We start from the raw sequence: 18,049 nt of genomic DNA on the forward strand, positions 1-18,049 counted from the left end.
GAGGGGAGCCGTTTCTTCATGGCAGAATCGAATCATGATTTGCCCCGGCTTGAGAATCCCCAGACTAGCAATCACTTCTCAAAGCGCGCGGTTATGCACACTTCTATGACCGCTCACCAAAACGCCGCCATGGATTTTGCCCCACGTACGTCGCCGCATCAAAGTGCGGCCTGCAAAGAGGCAGTATCGGCCTATTGGTGTCCCCGACAACAGGCGACGCTGCAGACGGCTGAACCGGTCCGGCCCTTGGAGCCCAAGCACTCCCACAGCACCATCGAACACGTTTCAGGCGTCGGGTATCGTGTGGTGCTTGGCGTCTACCCTGAAACGCTTCTTGATTCTATCGACGGGCGTCCCGTCCTGAAGCGGAACCTGGATTAGCCGATCATAGGTCTTGAAGCCCATCTTTGTGTAATAGCCAAGGCCGCTGACGTTGTCGGCCCGAATGGTGGCATTAATGAATTCGAGCCCGAATTCTTCCGCTGCGGCTCGGGTTGCGGGGAAGAGAGCGGTGCCGACGCCTGGGGTCCTTGGGGTCATGCGGGCAAAGGTCGCGATGTCGGCGAAGCCTTTCGGCGGATCGCCGTATAAGCTCAGGGACTGAAAACCGACGAGCGACTGATCGTGCTCCGCAACATGGCAGGTAAGAGGAAACTCGCCATCGATGAACCAGTCCGCAAACTCGGCAGCCGAAAGCGGCGTCTCGAGTGCGGTTGTTCCGCCAGCCCGGATGATCTCGTTCAGGAGACTGCTCAGCTCCTCCGCGTCAGCAGAGCCGGCCCTTCGAATGCGCATGTCTTCGCTACCTCATCCTCAACCAAAACCGTTTTGGCGAGACTCGAGAGTACAAGTCACCACTTCGTCTGCCAGGGCAAATTCCGGTTCCGCGTTCGACGGATCTGCTGACGCGCCTTATTCAGGCGTTCAGGCGCTGCTGCGTCTGCCGGTCGAAGAAGTGAACCTTGGCCGTTTCGAAAGAAAGCTTCACCGGCTGTTCTGGCACTAGTTCGACACGTTCGCGAACGACCCATGTCAGCTCCCTGCCTTCGAGCTCCACGGCGACATGGGTTTCCGATCCCGTGGGTTCGACCACCTTGACCACGGCATCCACACCGTTTTCGCCACCGAAGGTGATGTCTTCGGGACGAATACCCAGCGTCAACGGTCTGTTGGYGGAATTGGCTGGAGCCCGCGAAAGTGCTACGCGTGATCCACCCGGCAGCGACAATGCGGGGTTGCCTGCGCCCTCAAGGGTTCCCTCGAGAAAGTTCATAGCGGGGGAGCCGAGGAAACCTGCGACAAAGATGTTGCGCGGTCGGTCGTAGAGTTCGAGCGGACTGCCGATCTGTTCGAYGCGACCGCCGTGGAGCACGACGATCTTGTCAGCCATGGTCATGGCCTCGATCTGGTCGTGGGTGACATAAACGATCGTGGTCTTCAGGCGCTGGTGCAGAGCCTTGATCTCCGCTCTCATCTTCACGCGCAGTTTCGCATCCAGATTGGAGAGCGGTTCGTCGAAGAGAAAGACTTTCGGATCTCGAACGATGGCGCGGCCCATCGCGACGCGCTGCCGCTGTCCGCCCGACAGCTGAGCCGGCTTTCGATCGAGAAGCGGCTGCAATCCGAGAATTGCCGCAGCCTCACCGACCTTCTGTTCGATTTCCGGCCGCTTGACCCCGGCGAGCTCGAGCGCAAATCCCATGTTCTGGGAGACCGTCATCTGCGGGTACAACGCATAGTTCTGGAAGACCATCGCGATATCGCGATCCTTCGGCTGCAGATTGTTCACGACCCGGCCGTCGATGCTGATTTGACCGGCGGTAATATCCTCGAGCCCCGCAATCATGCGCAGCAATGTCGACTTGCCGCAGCCGGAGGGGCCGACGAGAATGGTAAACTCACCATCGGCGATCTCGACGTCGACACCATGAATGATGTCGACCGTGCCGAAGGATTTCTTGACGTTTCTGATGCTCAAGCCAGACATTTCGTACCCCTTGCCATCTTCTAGCGCTTCCTGCGCACGCGCAGCGCCTGATATGGCTTACGCGGAATTTTGACGCCGAAGGCCGCGTCCGGCTTACCGCCGCGCACGACCGAGCCATGGCGTGTCGGATGTGGAATGGGCGCCTCCACCTTCTCGACCGGCGTGATCGTCATCTCCCATGTGTCGATGAGATCGACATCATAATCGTCGCCGTCGACCGGCAGGCCGGTGGACCAGATCACCGGCTGATGCTCGCCAAAATAGATCAGACGAAAATCGCCGTCGCCGTCGCGGGCGCCCGACACGCGGGACCAGGGCCATTCGCCGATGATGCCGAGCGGCTCGAGGCCGTGCTTGACATCGGCTTCCAGGAGGTCCCGGAGGAAGCCGATGCGTTTCCACGCTTCGCCGCGCAGTTCCCCGCCTTTGGCCCACCAGATCAGGTCCTCGGGATGGGAATAGGTTTCGCCATGGCCGGCATAGCCGCCGCGCGCCATCGTGATCCAGAAGCGGTGCACGAGCTCCTGCGCATTGAGATTGCCCCATGATTGCAGGATGTCACCCTCATATTCCGGCTCGTCGTTGACGACAGGCTTGCCATAGGCATCGCGCCATTCCTGTGTCCGCTTGACGTCAGGGTTTTGAATGCAGGTGTGCGTGACCCACGGCTTGCGATGATCGAAATTCGCAGTCACGTCGCCATTATGGATGGAGCGCAGGTGCTGGTATGGGTCGTTTTCCTCCAGGATGTGGAAGTAGCGATCCCATTGCTCCATCGGCTTCGTATCGATGAGGAAATCATATTCATTGGCAAGCGACCACCAGACGTTCCGGTAGGCGGCGAGACGAGCGGCCAGATATTCGACATAGCGAAAATCCTGTTCGGCCGACATGTCGGCATAGCCCCACCGATCGTAGGGATGGAAGATGATGATATCCGCTTCGATCCCAAGTTGGCAGAGCGCCGCGACCTGCTTCTCGAAGTGCTGGAACGAGGCGGGGCTCGGGCGGTCGAAGTCTTCCTTCCCGTCCGCTCCGCGTTCGAAGCAGGCGTACAGCGGCTCGTTGACGTTATAGGGATAATCCTTCGGGAACACGCCCATCCGGAGCTTGTTGAAGCGGGCCTTCTTGAGGGTTTCGAGGGTCTGCTTCTGCATTTCGAGCGGCTGGTGCGTCCAGGCGTAGCAGGTCGTCCCGAAGGAGAGGAACGGGGTGCCGTCCGCATAGGCGAAGTGGAATTTGTTGCGCACGCGCACCGGGCCGTGATTGCCGGCCGAGGGTCTGGCCGCAATCAGTGCGCCAGTCTTGCCGTCGAGTGCAGCAGTCTTGGAACGCGTCAGAAACGACCATTCGCCTTCGATGTCCGGCATGAAGCGGATACGGTAGGTCCCGTTGCCGTCATAAAAGCCCGGCACGCGGACTTCGCGGCTCTTATGGGTGAACACGGCATCGAATGCCACGTCGAGATAGGGATTGCCGCCGGAGGGTCCATCAAAGGAGGCCTCGAACACGCCCCATTTTTCGACTGTTGCATCAGACATAGAATATTCTCCTCATGGAATAGCTTTGTGGTCGCTAGCCTTTGACAGCACCGGAGGTCAGGCCAGAGACGAAGTAACGCTGGAACATGAGATAAACGATCGTCGCCGGCAGGACGGTCATCACGATGGCCGCATTGAGCTGGCCGTAATTGCTGGAGAACTGCCCCTGAAACGACATCAGGCCGAGCGGCAAGGTCCACATGTGCTGATCCTGGAGCAGCACCAGCGCCATGGCGAATTCGTTCCAGGTGGAAACGAAGTCGAGGATGAGCAGTGCGGCGAGCACGGGCAGGCACACAGGCAGAAATATCCGCCTGAAGATGACGAAGTGGCTCGCACCGTCGATCAGCGCTGCTTCCGACAGCTCCTTGGGAATGCTCTTGAAGAAGCCATGCAGGATGAARACCTGATAKGGAACRCCGAAGGCGATGTAGGGAAGGATRACGCCSGGRTAGGTGTCGATGAGGCCGAGTGAATTCACCAGGGTAAAGAGCGGCGCAAGCATCACCTGGAAGGGGATCATCGTGCCGAACACGACGAGCAGCAGCAGGGCCTTGGTGATCTTCAGCTTGATCTTGGCAAGGGCATAGGCGGCCATCGCCGAAAGGAACAGCCCGAGCGGCACCTTGATGACCGTTATGATGACGCTGTTGAAGAAGGAGCTTGCGAAGTTGCCGCGGCTCCATGCAGCGCTGTAGTTTTCGAAAGCGAGGTCGGTTGGCGGCACGAAGGCGCCAGTGCCTGTCACAKCCGCCGGCGTCTTCAACGAGGTGAAGACGATGAAGACGAACGGCGCGACCCAGACGAGCGCCACGATAACAAGCGTGATCCAGAGGCCGATCAGAATGGGATCCCGCTTCATCGACGATGGTTCGACCTGCAAATGCACCGCGGTCTGGTCGGTCGGCACTGCTGTCACGATTCAACCTCCTCGTGCTTCTGGGTCCATTTGAGATAGGGAATGACGACGGCCATGGTGATCAGCAGCAGCACGACCGAAATCGCCGCTCCCCGTCCGAAATCGAAGATCTGCATGGCCTGCGTGAACGCCCAGAGCGCCAGCATCTGGGTAGATTGCGCCGGACCGCCGCCCGTCAGGCCATAGACGATGTCGAAAGCCTTCAGGGACGAGATGACGGAAAGAACGAGGACGATCGTGATTGTCGGGCGCAATGCCGGCAATGTCACATGCTTGAACACCTTCCAGCGGCCGGCGCCATCGATGCGGGCGGCCTCTACGAGTGTCTGAGAGACGTTCTGCAGGCCCGCCAGGAACAGGACCATCGAGAAGCCGACTGTCTGCCAGAGATAGGCGACGAAGACGGAATAAAGGGCGATATCCCTGTTGCCCAGCCAGTCCTTGATCCAGCCCTGCATGCCCCACGAGGTGAGCAACTGGCTGAAAAGACCGAAGAATGGGTCGTACATCCATTTCCACATGGTGGCGACGGCAATCGGCGCGATGATGACTGGCAGATAGAAGATGGCCCTGAGGCCATTGCGGCCGAATATCTTCTGGTTGAGGCTGAGCGCCAGCAGCAGTCCGACCATCGGGGGGAAGATCAGGCTCATCACGGTCCAGATCACGGTATTGCGGAAGGCCACCCAGAAGACCGGATCTTTGGTGAAAATCGCCGAATAGTTCGCAACGCCGACAAATTGCCGATTGGGATCGAGCCCGTTCCACTTCTGGAAGCTCAGGATGACGACATTGAGCATCGGATAGAGGGCGAAGACGGCATAGATTGCCAGGGCCGGCACGAGCAGGATGAGCGCTTGCACGCGCGGATCATGTGACGATTGTCGAAGTGACATGTTTTCCTCCTGGCGGTGCATTTGCTGCCAGCTCACGAAAGAATGTGCCAGCCGCACGACCCTGAGGTCGATCGGCTGGCGCCTCGGGAGGAATCAGGTTCTGCTGGCGATGAAGCTCTGCAGCTGCTTGGCCGCCTCGGCCGGCTCGGTGCTACCGGAAGCGACGTCATTGATAACGCGGAAATATTCCGTCGTGACATCGAGCGGGAACGCCTGGTCGCCGTTCATGTAGACCTTGCCGTATTTCTGGAAGATCCCCAGCCATTCCGCTTCGAGCGGCTTCTGGTTGGCATATTGTACGTTCTTGTTGACGGAGGTCGAGCTCAGCTGGCCGAGCAGGTCCTGCTGCACCTTCGTCGAGAGGAAATAGTCGAGAAACTTCGCCGCTACGTCAGGGCTCTTGCTCTTGGTGCTGATGTAATTGTACTCGGCAAAGCCATAGAGCCGGTCGGTGTTGGTCGGGAAGGGGAAAATGCCGTAGTCATCGAGATTGACACCGGAGCCGTCGAGCTGGCTAACCAGCCAGTCGCCTTCGAGCATCATCGCCGCACGACCGGCGGTGAAGAGGCTGTAGGACTGTTTGTTGTCGATGCCCATGAATGGCTGCAGCGTATAGTCCTTCGTCCACTTGGCAAACTCCGCGAAGGATTCCGTCGCGCAGGGTTCCTTGGTCCAGTCCAGCGTCATCGCCTTCAGCGCATCGTGCTTTTCAGCACCGCACTTCGTTTCGAGGATGACGTCCATGAGGCGCATGACGTGCCAGTTGACCGTGCCGCCGAAGGTGAAGGCCGGAATGCCTGCAGCCTTCAGCTTATCGGCTGCGGCAAGGAATTCCTCGTAGGTCTTCGGCTCTTCCTTGATGCCGGCCTGTTCGAAAAGCTTCTTGTTGTAGTAGACGGCCTCACCCTTGAAGGTGAAGGGGACACCGTGCTTGCCGCCGGGATAAAGGTCGGCAAAAGCCGCTGCCGAGGGCAGCAACTCGTCGTTCCACTTATACTCGGCATAGTACTTGTCGAGCGGCAGGGACAGGCCGGCCTTCACATATTCGCCGCCGAGGCCGAGGCCCGCCCAGCTGAAGTAAATGTCTGGCCCCTTGTCGGAGCCTGCAGCGACACGCAGGGCGGTCTTGTGCTCGTCGACGGCGCGCTGGACGATCTCGACATGCGTTCCAGGATTTGCGGCTTCGAAATCTGTCGCCACCTTTTTCAGGGCCGTATTGGCGGCATTATTGTCGAAGTTGAGGGTCCAGAGTGTGATGTCTTCAGCAAGAACCGGCGTTGCCGATAGCGACGCCATGGCGATCGCAACGAGGCTCGCAGTCTTCAATTTCGCGGAAAGGGTCAGCATTACCGTCCTCCTCTTGTAAGCCGGGCCCCTTGTTGCAGATAGTCATCGACATGTCAACTGGTATGACGAGCTAACCATTGCGACGTTGAGCAAATTTGGCCATGGCGGCGATGATGATGACGGCGGACGCGGCGCCGGGATCGATGTGCCCGATCACGCGGCTCCCCAATCGCGAAGCCCGTCCCTTGGCCGCCGTCATATTGCTGGTCGCTTCACAGCCTGCCCGCGCTGCCCTCTCCGCTGCCTCGAAACATTGGGGGAGGGGCTTTCCCGACTGCCAGGCATCGAGTGCCGCGTCAGCCGCGGGCTTCCAGGCGTCAACCATCGTCTTTTCCCCGGGTTCGGCTTTTCCGCGTTCCTGKATTCCCTGTGCCATTGCCGCAAAGACGCTGAGGAAGTCGTCATCGCTCAATGTCTGCTTGTCTTTGGCGGCGGCTCCGGCGCGCATCAAGGCCGTGGCATATAACGGGCCGGACGAAGCGCCGACCGCATTCAGGAATGCCTTTGCCGCGACGTTGAACGCGGTTGTCGGGGCAATTCCGGCGGCAAGTTCGCCGACCGCTTTCGCCGCGGCCTGGCAGCCTGCATCCATGGCAAGGCCGTGATCCCCATCGCCGATGGCGCCGTCCAACGCGCAGAGATGGTCGCTCTCTGCCGCAATATCCTCGGCAATCCCAGCAAACATGCGCTGCAGGTCTTCGGTCGTAAACGTCATCGATTACCTCGCAAACATCGCGCAATCACAGGGGTGGTCGATCAATCGCTGAAGCTCGTCGTCAAGATGCATGACCGTGATCGACGCGCCGGCCATTTCGAGCGAGGTGCAGTAATTCCCAACGAGCGACGTATGGAGGATGAGCCCGGCATCGTCGAGCCGGGACTTCACGCGCCGCATCATGATGTAGAGTTCCATCATCGGGGTCGAACCCAGCGAATTTACGAGCACGGCGACACGATCGCCCCGGTCTGCTTTCATTTCGCGAAGAATGCTGTCCAGGAGTTCGTCGGTCACCGCGTCGGCCGGCCTCAGCGGCTCGCGCGCCACGCCAGGCTCCCCATGGATGCCCATTCCGATCTCCATCTCGCCTTCGCCGATCAGGAAGTTCGGCCGGAGGGTCTGGGGCAGCGAACAGGGGGAAAGCGCGACACCCATCGTATAAGTTCGCGCATTGGCATGGCGGGCGACACGCTCGACATCGTCAAAGGAATAGAGAAGATCGCAGGCTGCGCCGGCGGCCTTGAAGATGAAGACGTTGCCCGCCACGCCCCGCCGCCTGTCCCGCTGATCGGGAGGAGCAGACGCCACGTCATCCGTGGTCAGGACGGTTCGTACCTCGATCTCGTCAAGCGCAAGCATCTCGGCAGCCATGTCGAAGTTCATCACGTCGCCGGCATAATTGCCATACATGAACAGGACACCGGCGCCGCCGTCGACCGCCATGGCGCAGGCGACAATCGGATCGGGCGGCGGCGACGCGAAGACGTTGCCGATTGCGGCGGCGTCCGCCAGCCCCTTGCCGACAAAGCCCAGAAATGTCGGTTCGTGCCCGGATCCACCACCGATGACCAGTCCGACCTTGCCCTTGCGTGGCCCGTTTCTGGCAATGATCGCGCGGGGCATGTCCTCTACCGCGTAGAGATGGCGCGGATGCGCCGCCAGGATCCCCTGCAGCATCTCATCGACGGCATCCGCACCGGCATTGATAAGTTTCTTCGTCTTCACATCGATCCTCCCGAGAGCCGAGTTCCGATCGCATAGATGCAGTTGCACCGCTGGAGGTCAATCCGCCAGCGCGTCGTGCTCCAGCGGCAAGACGGCGACAGCCAATGGGGCAAGCAGCAGATCCCCGCTTGAGTCTTTCCCGGTCGGCCCGCATGCGCCGCAATCGACCTTTCGTTCTTCGCTCGTCAGATTGACGATGTAAAGCCTGGCGCCTGTAGCATCCCTTGCAACGAAAGACAGGACCTCGGAGGGAGAGGAGGAGACGCATTCCCGCCAGGTTGCACCAGCCAATTGACACAGTGTCCGGACAGTGTCGAACAGCGGACGACGTCCACCCTGTTCGGTCGGTTCCCCCGAACCGGCGATCAGACCGAACGGACCTGATAAGGCTGATAGCGTCAGGCATTCCAGATCGGCACCCAGCACTCGTATCGCATAACCGAGCGCGAAGGCCTGTCCGAAGCGTGCATTGTGGCGCGGGTCGCGATTGGCCATGGGGATGCGCCCGCCAGCCGGATTGTCCATCGTGCGGCTACCATAGGGGTTCTGCCGCATCGGGATCGTCGATGGGCCGATCCGGTAGGGTTTGTCGCCATAAATCGCCCGAACGGATCGCGTGATGAAGGGCAGCGCTTCCAATGTCTGCATGACACTGAGGTCGTCGGCCGCATGCACGATCGGATTGGTGCAGTGGCTGACGAAGTCGAGCTGTCCATCGGGTACGCGCTTCCGGTTGAGCTCGGTGAAATAGCTCAGCATGCCGCCGCCGATGCGAATGCCGGGAAAGGCGGCGTGGGCGGCAGCATAGACCTCATCCAGGGGCGGGCAATCCGGCCATTTGCTGCCGGGCGGCGTCGACTGCCGGTCGACGGATGGCGATATCATGATCGCATCCGGCCTGAATTCCGCCAGCCGCATCTGGCGGGCAATCTCGGCCGCCTCGCTTGACGGGGACGACCTGGAGGGAAGGGCGATCTCCAGCATCGAGCGGCCGCGATGGGCCGCGGCGATCGCAGCAAACCGCCTGAGCGCTTCGACGTCGTGCCCGGCACCGGGGTCGAAATGGAAGAGGAGTTCCTGGGGAGCAATCTCCGACAGAACGGACTTTGCCGAGAGGCTCGCATCGGCTTCTTCGGGTGTGATGATCACGCCGATATCAGGCATGGTGCCGGTGCGCCCACCGAGTTCAAGTTTTATAGCGCCGCCTGACACCCCAGAAGGATGCCGTGTCGAACCGCTGATATCCCTGATAACAAGCGACGTTTTCTGCCGGACAGGCTGATTGGCGGCAATTTGGTAGGGCCAGCGCAGGGCGAGCGGCCTGACATATGTCTTGTAGGATGCGTCCGACCAGTTCCTTTGATCTTCCATTTCAAAGGTGTCGCCCTCCATCCGGCATTCCGCCTGAACGCCAGGCATGACCGCGTGGGTGATGGCGCGCATCTCCTTGAACGGCTGCCAGGGCTCGATGACATCGGGAAACCGTGTCGCCACGATCTGTCCGTCGACATGCTCGACCGTCGCCGGTGAACCCGCCACAATGACAATCGGATGCAGGATGCAGAAACCGCAGCGGTTGGTCTCGAAGCCGGTTGGCGCGATAGCTTCGGCCTCGAAGTCGAGCCGATCCGGGCTTCCGACGATGCGAACATCGATGATGAGCTTCGTATCATCCGGTCCCTCGCAGCGGGCGAGATAGGCGACCTCGAAACGATCGTCACTCTGCTCGATCCGGAGATCGGCGATATCAGGGCTGTACGTCCCCCAGTCCCGGTCGCGAACGAGATAGGAGATCGCTCGCAGCACCTCGGTCCCATCGTAGCGGATGGTGCGGAGGTTGCCGTTGGCGAGATCGGCTTCCAATTTTCCGGCTCTCAGGCGAACCGGTGGCGGATCGACGAGATGGGTGCCGTAGAGCTTGAACGCATCGATCGTCATCGCAGCATCGCTCCGACATCGATCGTCTGTCCCCCGGCAGCACTGTCATAGGCGGCCTCGACCAGGGCAAAGGTCTTCAGATTGTCCACCCCTGACGTCGAATGTTCGGCGCCGCGCTCCAACTGGTCGACCCAATGCTGCTGGATCGCATAGACGCTCTCCTGGATATTGTGCCAGGGCCGCGAGGCCCATGACAGCAGCTTCGGCGATACGTCAGTGGTGGTGGTGCCCTTGACGTTGGTAATTTCGAGGCCGTAACCCTGGGTCAGGCGGATCGTGCCCTCAGAACCGTCGAGCTCGATCAAAGTCTCGGGGAACGGCTCCCTGGAAAGCCTGGTGGCGTAGCTGACGTCGACGACGGACGTGGCGCCGTTTTCATGATCGAGCAGAATGGTCGCGACATCCTCGCCCTTGATGGCGGGATTGACCCGCTTGGTGCGGGCCGTGAGCGATCGAACGTCGCCTAGGATATAGCGGGCGATATCGAGCGTATGGATGCCGAGGTCTTCAATGATGAACCGCTTGCCCTCGGCCAGATAGGGTTGGCCCGAGAAGACGTCGTAGGCCGAACGGAAGGAGAAGCGGCCCCAGAAGGGCGTGCCGATGGCATCCGCCTCCAGCGCTTTGCGCACGGCCTGGATCGGCGTCTGCCAGCGAAAGTTCTCGTGCACCATCAGGGGGATGCCGGCATTGCGACACGCCTCGACCATCGCCTTCGCGTCCGACAAGGTCTTGGCGAACGGCTTCTGGCAGATGGCCGGCACCTTGTTCCGAGCCGCCATTTCGACGAGAAAGCGATGGCTTTGGACTGTTGTGGCAATGTCGACGAAATCAAAACCGCCATCGGCAAACAAAGCCTCGGCATCGCCATAGCGGCGATCGATGCCGAACTGATCGCCGACGATCTTCAGCCGCTCCGGGTCGCGGTCGCAGATCGCGACGATGCCGGCACCTCGAACATCGTTCCAGGCATGCAGCTGGTTGACCGCAAAGAAACCGCAACCGATCAAAGCCCCTTTCAATACCGTCATCTCAACCTGCCTTTGCCATCTGCATGAGGGTAACGCGCTGCTGCAGGCGGCGTTGCGCCTGGTCGACGACGACGGCAATGATGATGACGAGGCCCTTGATGACCATCTGCCAGAAAGAGGAAACGCCCATCATCACCAATCCGTCGGAGAGGATGCCGATGACGAAGGCGCCAATGATCGTGCCGCCGATCGTGCCGCGGCCGCCCGACATAGAGGTGCCGCCGAGCACGGCGGCGGCGATCGCATTGAGTTCGAAGCTTTCGCCGGTGGCCGGATGGGCTGCCATCAGTTCGGAGGAGATGACGACGCCGACGATGGCGGCGCACAGTCCGGAGAACATATAGACGAAGATCTTTACGACATCGACCCGGATACCGGACATGCGCGCGGCCCGCTCATTGCCGCCGACGGCGAAGATGTGACGACCGATCGGTGTCGAGCGGGCGACATAGGCCGCCAGCAGGGCAAGCACGATCAGAATCCAGATCGACACCGGCAGGCCGAGAATGCGCCCCGCGCCGAAGAAATCGAAGCCGGTCGTCGCGTATTCCGGCCGGCCGACAAGGTTCGGAAACGTCTGGCCGTCCGATGACAGCAAAGCGAGACCGCGGGCGATATAGAGCGTGCCGAGCGTGGCGATGAAGGGCGCGACGTTGAGCTTGGTGATCAGCAGACCGTTGATCAGACCGATGAGCAGGCCGATCGACAGGGTGATCAGCACGATCTCGAACAGGTTGAAAAAGATCGTGTAGCCGATCGGCAATTCGATGCCGTAAAGGATCAGGCCGCCGGCGACCATGCCGCAAAGCCCGACGATCGATCCGACCGAGAGATCGATGCCGCCGGTGATGATGACGAAGGTCATGCCCATCGCCAGGAAGGCGTTCAGCGCCACATGCTTCGACATCAGGATCATGTTCGCCGTCGAGGTGAAGTTCGGTGCGAAGATCGCAAAGAAGATGATGACGGCAAATAGCGCGATGAACGTCCTGAGCTTCATCAGCGTCAGAAGCGCCGAGCCGTTGGCACCCTTCGGCGCGAGAGTGGTTGACGTAGCCGCCATCATGACGCGAGTTTCCCTTGATGTCCGTGTCCCTTGGCCGAAGCCGCAATTATGGCTTCTTCCGTGGCCTCGTTCCGGTCGAAGACGGCGACCAGTTGGCCGTTGCTCAAAACCGCGATGCGATCGGAAAGCGCCATGACCTCCTCGAGGTCGGAAGTCGAAAACAGAATAGCGAGCCCGTTTGCCGCCAGCCGCCGCATAGTGCGGAAGACGTCGGCCTTGGCGCCGACATCGATGCCGCGGCTCGGCTCGTCCATCAGAAGCACCTTCGGATTGGTCATCAATGCCTTACCGATGACGACCTTCTGCTGATTGCCGCCGGACATCGAGGTCACCTCGAAATCCGGGTTCGGCGCCTTGATAGAGAGGTCGCGGATCGCATCGCGAATAGCATTCTTCTCCGCGCCTCTGTCGATATGGAAGAGCCGGGTGAAGCGGCTAAGGCTCGCCAGCGTCAGGTTCGAGGCGATGGAAAGCACCGGGACCAGACCTTCGCGCTGCCGGTCTTCCGGAATGAGCGCAAGGCCGCGACGGATGCGCCGCGTGGTGTCGCGGGCGCGAACCTGCTTGCCGTCGATGAAGATCTTGCCGGTCGAGTGTGTGTGACGGCCGATGACGCATTCGAAGAATTCGCTGCGCCCGGCGCCCATCAGGCCGTAGATGCCGAGGATTTCGCCTGCCTTGACCGACAGGGAGACATTGTTGACCGAAAGCCCGCCTGTCGGCCGCGGCAGGCTGATATTTTCGGCGCGAAAGACCTCAGCTCTGACGGCGTGGTCCACGGATTTTGCAAAATCCTTGGCATCCGAGCCGATCATGGAGCGCACGATCCAGCGCGTGTCGATGTCGCGCACCATTGCCTCGCCGGTGACCTGGCCGTCACGCAGCACGGTGATGTAGTCGCCGATCCGCATCAGCTCCTCGAGCCGGTGCGAGATATAGACGATCGCCACACCTTGGGCTTTCAGTTCCGCGATCACCTTGAACAGGATCTCGACTTCGGCCGCCGAAAGCGCCGACGTCGGCTCGTCCATGATCAGGATGCGGGCATTCAACGACATCGCCTTGGCGATCTCGACGAGCTGCTGCTGGCCGATTGGCAAATCCTCGACCATCGTTTCGGCCTCAATGCCGGCATCCAGACGCTTCAAAAACGCATTGGCCTTTTGCACCTGTGCCTTGTGATCGATACCGAGGATGCCGCGCGTGATCTCGCGCCTGGCGAAGATGTTCTCGGCAACCGACATGTTGGCGAAGAGATTGAGCTCCTGAAAGATCATGCCGATGCCGTGCGCCTGCGCATCGGCAGGGCTGTCGAAGGATACGGGCTTGCCGTCCAGGATGATGCGGCCGAGCGTCGGACGCTCGACGCCGGCGATGATCTTCATCAGCGTCGACTTGCCTGCACCGTTTTCGCCGACGAGGACGTTCACCGCGCCACGGCGCAGCTCGAGATTGGCGCGCTTGACGGCGACGATACCCGAATAGACCTTCGACACCTCGTCGAGGCGCAGGATAATGTCGTCCTTTTGTGCCTCTCCTGTGGTCATGGGCCGACCTTCAGTTCCGAAGGTGTTACGAGCGGAAGCTCGCCGCTCTTCGGCAGCGGAAAGGCGCCGATCGCGGTCACCGTCTTGCCGACCAGGCCTTCGCGCGGGACGGCGGACAGAAAAGCCGTATTGGCCTTCTCGTTGAAGGCCTTGCCGAATTGCGCCCACTCGATCTGGTTCTTGAATTCATTGAAATTGACGAAATCCAGCGTGTCGCGCAGCGCCGTGCCGCGCAGCGCCGGCCCGATCTGCACCTTGGCATCGGCCTTGCCGTCGCCATCGGCGTCGACATCGAGCGTTGCCGCGCGCGACGCCGTATCGGCCGCAACGACCTTGCCGGTGATCTTCACCGCATAGGTCCATGGCGAGCTGCTCTGCTTGCGGGGATTGCCGTATTTCTCGCCGGCGGCGTCGGGGCTGGAGGCGGAAAGCTGCATGACGTCCTTCAGGTCGCCGGCGCGCTTTTCAAAATAGGGCACTGCCTCGGACTGCCAGATCGCCTCGACCTTTGCATTCGGGTCGAAGGCGGTCTTTGCCGCTGCCGCAGCCTTTTCCTCAGCCGTCGGCGTCTTGATGATCTTGCAACCGGGCAAGGCTGCCGCCACGACGGCAGCGAGCAGAGCGCCCTTCATTCTCAACATGCAGTAAACCTCGACGTCTTGCGAAATGCATTGCAGAGGGCACAGCGCTGCGCCCTCTGCAATTCGCGGCTGATCAGTTCGTCAGGGCGAAGGTCTCTAGCTTGCCGGCATTGTCAGCATTGACGAGGACGCAATCCATCAACTGCTTCTCTTCCTTCGGGGTCATCTTGTTCTTGATGTAGGCGTCTGCCTGTTCCACCGCCAGCTGAGCCTGCGCATAGGCGGGCTGCAGGACTGTTGCCTTGATGCCGCCCGACTTGATGGAGTCGCGCACGTCGTTGGAACCGTCGAAGCCGACGACGATCACGTCCTTGCGGCCGGCAGCCTGCAGCGCTGCGATCGCGCCCATGGCCATGGTGTCATTCCCTGAAATGACGCCCTTGATGTCGGGATTTGCCTGGAGGATGGTTTCCATCTTCGAATAGGCTTCCGTCTGGCTCCAATTGGCCGACTGCTTGGCGACGGACTTCAGGTCCGGATAGTCGTCGATGACGTCGTGATAGCCTTGCGAGCGGATACCGGCATTGGTGTCGGACTCCTTGCCCACCAGCTCGACGTAATTGCCTTTCTCGCCCATCAGCTTGACGAATTCCTGCGCCCCGAGCTGGGCGCCCTGGTAGTTGTTCGAGACGATCTGGGCGACGGCAACGCCCGTGGCGTTGATTTCGCGGTCGATCAGGAAGGAGGGAATGCCAGCATCCTTTGCCTTCTTGACGGCCGCGACGGAGGCGTCGGCTCCGGCATTGTCGAGGATGATCGCCTTGGCGCCGCGCCCGATCGCCGTGTCGATCATTTCGGACTGTTTGTTGGCGTCGTCGTCATGCGTCATGAGCAACGTCTCGTAGCCGAGTTCCTTCGCCTTGGCTTCGGCGCCGACGGCTTCGGCCTTGAAGAAGGGATTGTCATGCGCCGGCGTGATGATGGCGATGAGGTCGGCCGAAAAGGCCGGAAGAGCCGTTCCGAGCGCCAATGCGCCGGCAAAAGCTGCAAGTGTCAGTCTGCGCGTCAGTTTCATATTTTCCTCCCTGTTGTGAATGAAGCCCCTTCTCCCTGGGGCGGCTAGACCCCGTCTCCCCGGCGCAGTTGAGGGGGAGGGCTTACCTCCCCAGGCCGGTTCAGGTGATGCGCCGGATGCTTTCGGCGATCTCCTGCGGTTCGAATACTTTTTTCCAGTCGTCGCGCATCAGCGCCGGGATGCCGAACTCGATCGCCTTGTTGCAGGCATCCGAGAACACGCCGTCGACTTCCTTGAAGATGACCGCGCCGAGCACGTTCATATGGCCGAGCAGGAAGTCGCGGGCGGCCTGTTCCGGCACGCCGCGTGCCACGCATTCGTCCATGGCCTGTCGCATGACGACGAGCAGCGATGCGCAGACGGTTTCCGACAAGCCCGGTTCGAGCATGGCAAGCTGGTCGACTGTGACCCGATGCGAGCGCATGACCGGCGCCCAGATCAGCTTGGCGATTTCCTCACCAAGCGCATAAGCGCTTTCCGGGCCCTGCATCAGCGCCGAGACGATATGCTGCTTGGCGAAGAGGCCGCCGAAGTGGTCCTTTTTCGCCTGCATGTCCGTCTCGTCGTTGAAGATCGGCGGATGGCAGGGATGGGTGACGAAATAGGTAAGATCATCGCGCTTCGGCAGGTGGCCGGCAAAGGGAGCCGCAGCGTCCAGCGCGATCACCATGGTGCCTGATGGGAGCTTGTCGACAATGCCTGCCGCGACCTTGCCGATGGCCGTGTCCGGCACGGCAAGGATCACCACCTCAGCGCCGTCGAGTCCGATATCGACGGGCACGCAATCGACACCGAGATCATTCTTCAAACGGGCCTTGCCTGCGTCGCTCACCTCGACATGGCGGACCTCGAAACGCGAGCCTTTGAGATTTTTGGCAAGCCGGTATCCCATTTTCCCGCCTGCGCCGAAGAGGGCAATCTTAGTCATGTTTCCTCACCTTTTCCCGTTCTCGATAGGATCATATACTGGTATGATGAGTCAATCACCATATCACTAGTTAATTTGTTGGAGTCACGTTTTTCTGCGATCGCACGTTTCGGCCGATGCCGAAGGAAACCATCAGCGCTTCCTTCCCTCACGGATCTGGACGAAATAGCCGTCCGTCCCGACCTGGCCGCCTTTGAGCGCGATCTGCAGGCCGTTGGTCGGCTGATAGTCGCCATGCGCAAGGCAAAGCGGAGAACCAGGCGTCTGCGGCAGCGGAAGAAGCGTCGTCAGCGCGTCGATCTTCAACTGCCTGAGCGCATGACTTGATGTGTCGCCGCCGGCGACGACGGCACGTGAAAGCCCTTCGTTCTCGATCAGGCGGCGCAAGATCGTGCCGAGCGCGCTGCCGAGCCGGTGACGAGCGCCCGGAAGCCTGTCGATGTCGGTGCCGCGGTCGGCAGACGGACCAAGCGCGGTGTAGAGAATGACGCTCTTGCCTTGCCTGAGCTTCTGGGTGCCTGCCTCAACCGCTGCATCCACCGTCTGTTCGCCATTCTCCGAGACCAGTGCAAGCGGATCGAGCGCGATACTCTCGAAGCCGCTCTCGACAGCCGTTCGGATCTGGCGCTCGGTCGTCGGCGATACGCTGCCTGACACGACGGCGAGGCGGTCGACCGGGCCGATATCAGGAAACTCGGCGCCGCTGTTGCCGATGAAACCGCTCCGCCGCCATGCGCTAAGCAGGGCATATTCGACACCCGAGGAGCCGGCGACAAAACTTCCGGAGCGGCCAGTGACACGAAGCRGCTGCCGACCGGCAACCTCCTGCGTCGCCTCGGAGTCGACATCGATGAGCAGGATCCCTTCTGAAGCCGACGCCAGTTCGTCGATCCGCGCATCGGCGTCCGTCGCGGTGATGGCGACAAGATCGGCGACCAGGACGGGAAGCCGGGTCTGCTTCGACAGGTGGATCGCAAGGTCCGCCTCGTCCATCGGGGTGACCGGATGGCGGCTCATGACGGGATGGCGATCGATGCGAAAGACCCGGCCCTGGTAAGCGGCAAAGAGGTTGCCGAAAGCCGTGTAGCGCTTCAATTGCGGCGCGCCGACGATGACGGGCACGATGGATTGCCCGAACACCGTGCGGCCGATTTCGATCGCCTTGCCGATATTGCCGATCTCGGGACTGGAATCGAAGGTCGAGCAGACCTTGTAGTGGCAGATATCAGCGCCGAGCGAATTCAGCCATTCGAAAGCGCGCGTAAGGTGCTCTCCCATCCATGCGGGCGTCTCGCTACGGCTTGTCCCGGCAATGCCGATTGCCCGGCAATCCCTGAAGCGCGCGAGCAGTTCCGGCGTTGGAACGTCGAGGAAGAGCACGGTCGAGACACCGTTCGAGGCCAGAGCCTCCATGACATCGGTGGAGCCGGTGAAGTCGTCCCCGTAATAGCTGACGAGAGGTTCATCCAT

Annotated in this window: 16 protein-coding genes; all 16 read right to left on the reverse strand. The window is 60.7% G+C overall.

Annotated features, from left to right (window positions below; all coding sequences use genetic code 11):
* Positions 1 to 285 precede the first annotated feature (285 nt).
* Positions 286 to 795 carry a GNAT family N-acetyltransferase gene (locus AC1ECN_RS31005; protein ID WP_024322024.1) on the reverse strand — a complete coding sequence of 170 codons (510 nt, stop codon included), beginning with the start codon at positions 793 to 795 and terminating at the stop codon, positions 286 to 288.
* Between the two features lie 121 nt (positions 796 to 916).
* A complete protein-coding gene (locus AC1ECN_RS31010; RefSeq protein ID WP_477955076.1) occupies positions 917 to 1,987 on the reverse strand; it encodes an ABC transporter ATP-binding protein in 1,071 nt (356 codons plus the stop codon).
* A gap of 20 nt (positions 1,988 to 2,007) precedes the next feature.
* Positions 2,008 to 3,528 carry a DUF5060 domain-containing protein gene (locus tag AC1ECN_RS31015; protein WP_130676669.1) on the reverse strand — a complete coding sequence of 507 codons (1,521 nt, stop codon included), beginning with the start codon at positions 3,526 to 3,528 and terminating at the stop codon, positions 2,008 to 2,010.
* 34 nt (positions 3,529 to 3,562) lie between these two features.
* Positions 3,563 to 4,447, reverse strand: coding sequence for a carbohydrate ABC transporter permease (locus tag AC1ECN_RS31020; RefSeq protein ID WP_477955077.1), 885 nt, complete (start codon positions 4,445 to 4,447; stop codon positions 3,563 to 3,565).
* Entirely contained in the window at positions 4,444 to 5,343 is a 900-nt protein-coding gene (locus tag AC1ECN_RS31025; RefSeq protein ID WP_130687383.1) for a carbohydrate ABC transporter permease, read from the reverse strand. Before AC1ECN_RS31025 ends, AC1ECN_RS31020 begins: the two co-directional genes overlap by 4 nt.
* A gap of 93 nt (positions 5,344 to 5,436) precedes the next feature.
* The gene (locus AC1ECN_RS31030; RefSeq protein WP_130693145.1) at positions 5,437 to 6,690 is read right to left on the reverse strand and encodes an ABC transporter substrate-binding protein; all 1,254 of its coding nucleotides are present in this window, start codon (positions 6,688 to 6,690) and stop codon (positions 5,437 to 5,439) included.
* 70 nt (positions 6,691 to 6,760) lie between these two features.
* Positions 6,761 to 7,405, reverse strand: coding sequence for a dihydroxyacetone kinase subunit DhaL (gene dhaL / locus AC1ECN_RS31035; protein WP_024322030.1), 645 nt, complete (start codon positions 7,403 to 7,405; stop codon positions 6,761 to 6,763).
* Between the two features lie 3 nt (positions 7,406 to 7,408).
* Positions 7,409 to 8,413 carry a dihydroxyacetone kinase subunit DhaK gene (locus tag AC1ECN_RS31040; RefSeq protein ID WP_024322031.1) on the reverse strand — a complete coding sequence of 335 codons (1,005 nt, stop codon included), beginning with the start codon at positions 8,411 to 8,413 and terminating at the stop codon, positions 7,409 to 7,411.
* A 57-nt stretch (positions 8,414 to 8,470) separates the two neighbouring features.
* On the reverse strand, positions 8,471 to 10,351 hold the full coding sequence (apnL, locus tag AC1ECN_RS31045; protein ID WP_164582134.1) for a D-apionate lactonase: 1,881 nt from the start codon (positions 10,349 to 10,351) through the stop codon (positions 8,471 to 8,473).
* Positions 10,348 to 11,382 carry a Gfo/Idh/MocA family protein gene (locus AC1ECN_RS31050; RefSeq protein WP_027688147.1) on the reverse strand — a complete coding sequence of 345 codons (1,035 nt, stop codon included), beginning with the start codon at positions 11,380 to 11,382 and terminating at the stop codon, positions 10,348 to 10,350. The genes apnL and AC1ECN_RS31050 overlap by 4 nt, the downstream gene beginning before the upstream one ends.
* A 1-nt stretch (position 11,383) precedes the next feature.
* Positions 11,384 to 12,448 carry an ABC transporter permease gene (locus tag AC1ECN_RS31055; protein WP_017957302.1) on the reverse strand — a complete coding sequence of 355 codons (1,065 nt, stop codon included), beginning with the start codon at positions 12,446 to 12,448 and terminating at the stop codon, positions 11,384 to 11,386.
* Positions 12,445 to 13,995, reverse strand: a complete 1,551-nt coding sequence (locus tag AC1ECN_RS31060; protein WP_477955080.1) for a sugar ABC transporter ATP-binding protein — start codon at positions 13,993 to 13,995, stop codon at positions 12,445 to 12,447. Before AC1ECN_RS31060 ends, AC1ECN_RS31055 begins: the two co-directional genes overlap by 4 nt.
* Positions 13,992 to 14,636 carry a DUF2291 family protein gene (locus AC1ECN_RS31065; RefSeq protein WP_024322035.1) on the reverse strand — a complete coding sequence of 215 codons (645 nt, stop codon included), beginning with the start codon at positions 14,634 to 14,636 and terminating at the stop codon, positions 13,992 to 13,994. Before AC1ECN_RS31065 ends, AC1ECN_RS31060 begins: the two co-directional genes overlap by 4 nt.
* Positions 14,637 to 14,709: 73 nt before the next feature.
* Positions 14,710 to 15,651, reverse strand: coding sequence for a D-ribose ABC transporter substrate-binding protein (locus tag AC1ECN_RS31070; protein ID WP_024322036.1), 942 nt, complete (start codon positions 15,649 to 15,651; stop codon positions 14,710 to 14,712).
* Between the two features lie 100 nt (positions 15,652 to 15,751).
* The gene (locus AC1ECN_RS31075; protein WP_024322037.1) at positions 15,752 to 16,579 is read right to left on the reverse strand and encodes a phosphogluconate dehydrogenase C-terminal domain-containing protein; all 828 of its coding nucleotides are present in this window, start codon (positions 16,577 to 16,579) and stop codon (positions 15,752 to 15,754) included.
* 132 nt (positions 16,580 to 16,711) lie between these two features.
* Positions 16,712 to 18,049, reverse strand: coding sequence for a four-carbon acid sugar kinase family protein (locus tag AC1ECN_RS31080; RefSeq protein ID WP_477955087.1), 1,338 nt, complete (start codon positions 18,047 to 18,049; stop codon positions 16,712 to 16,714).

This window comes from Rhizobium sp. 01N447_2 (assembly GCF_056399245.1).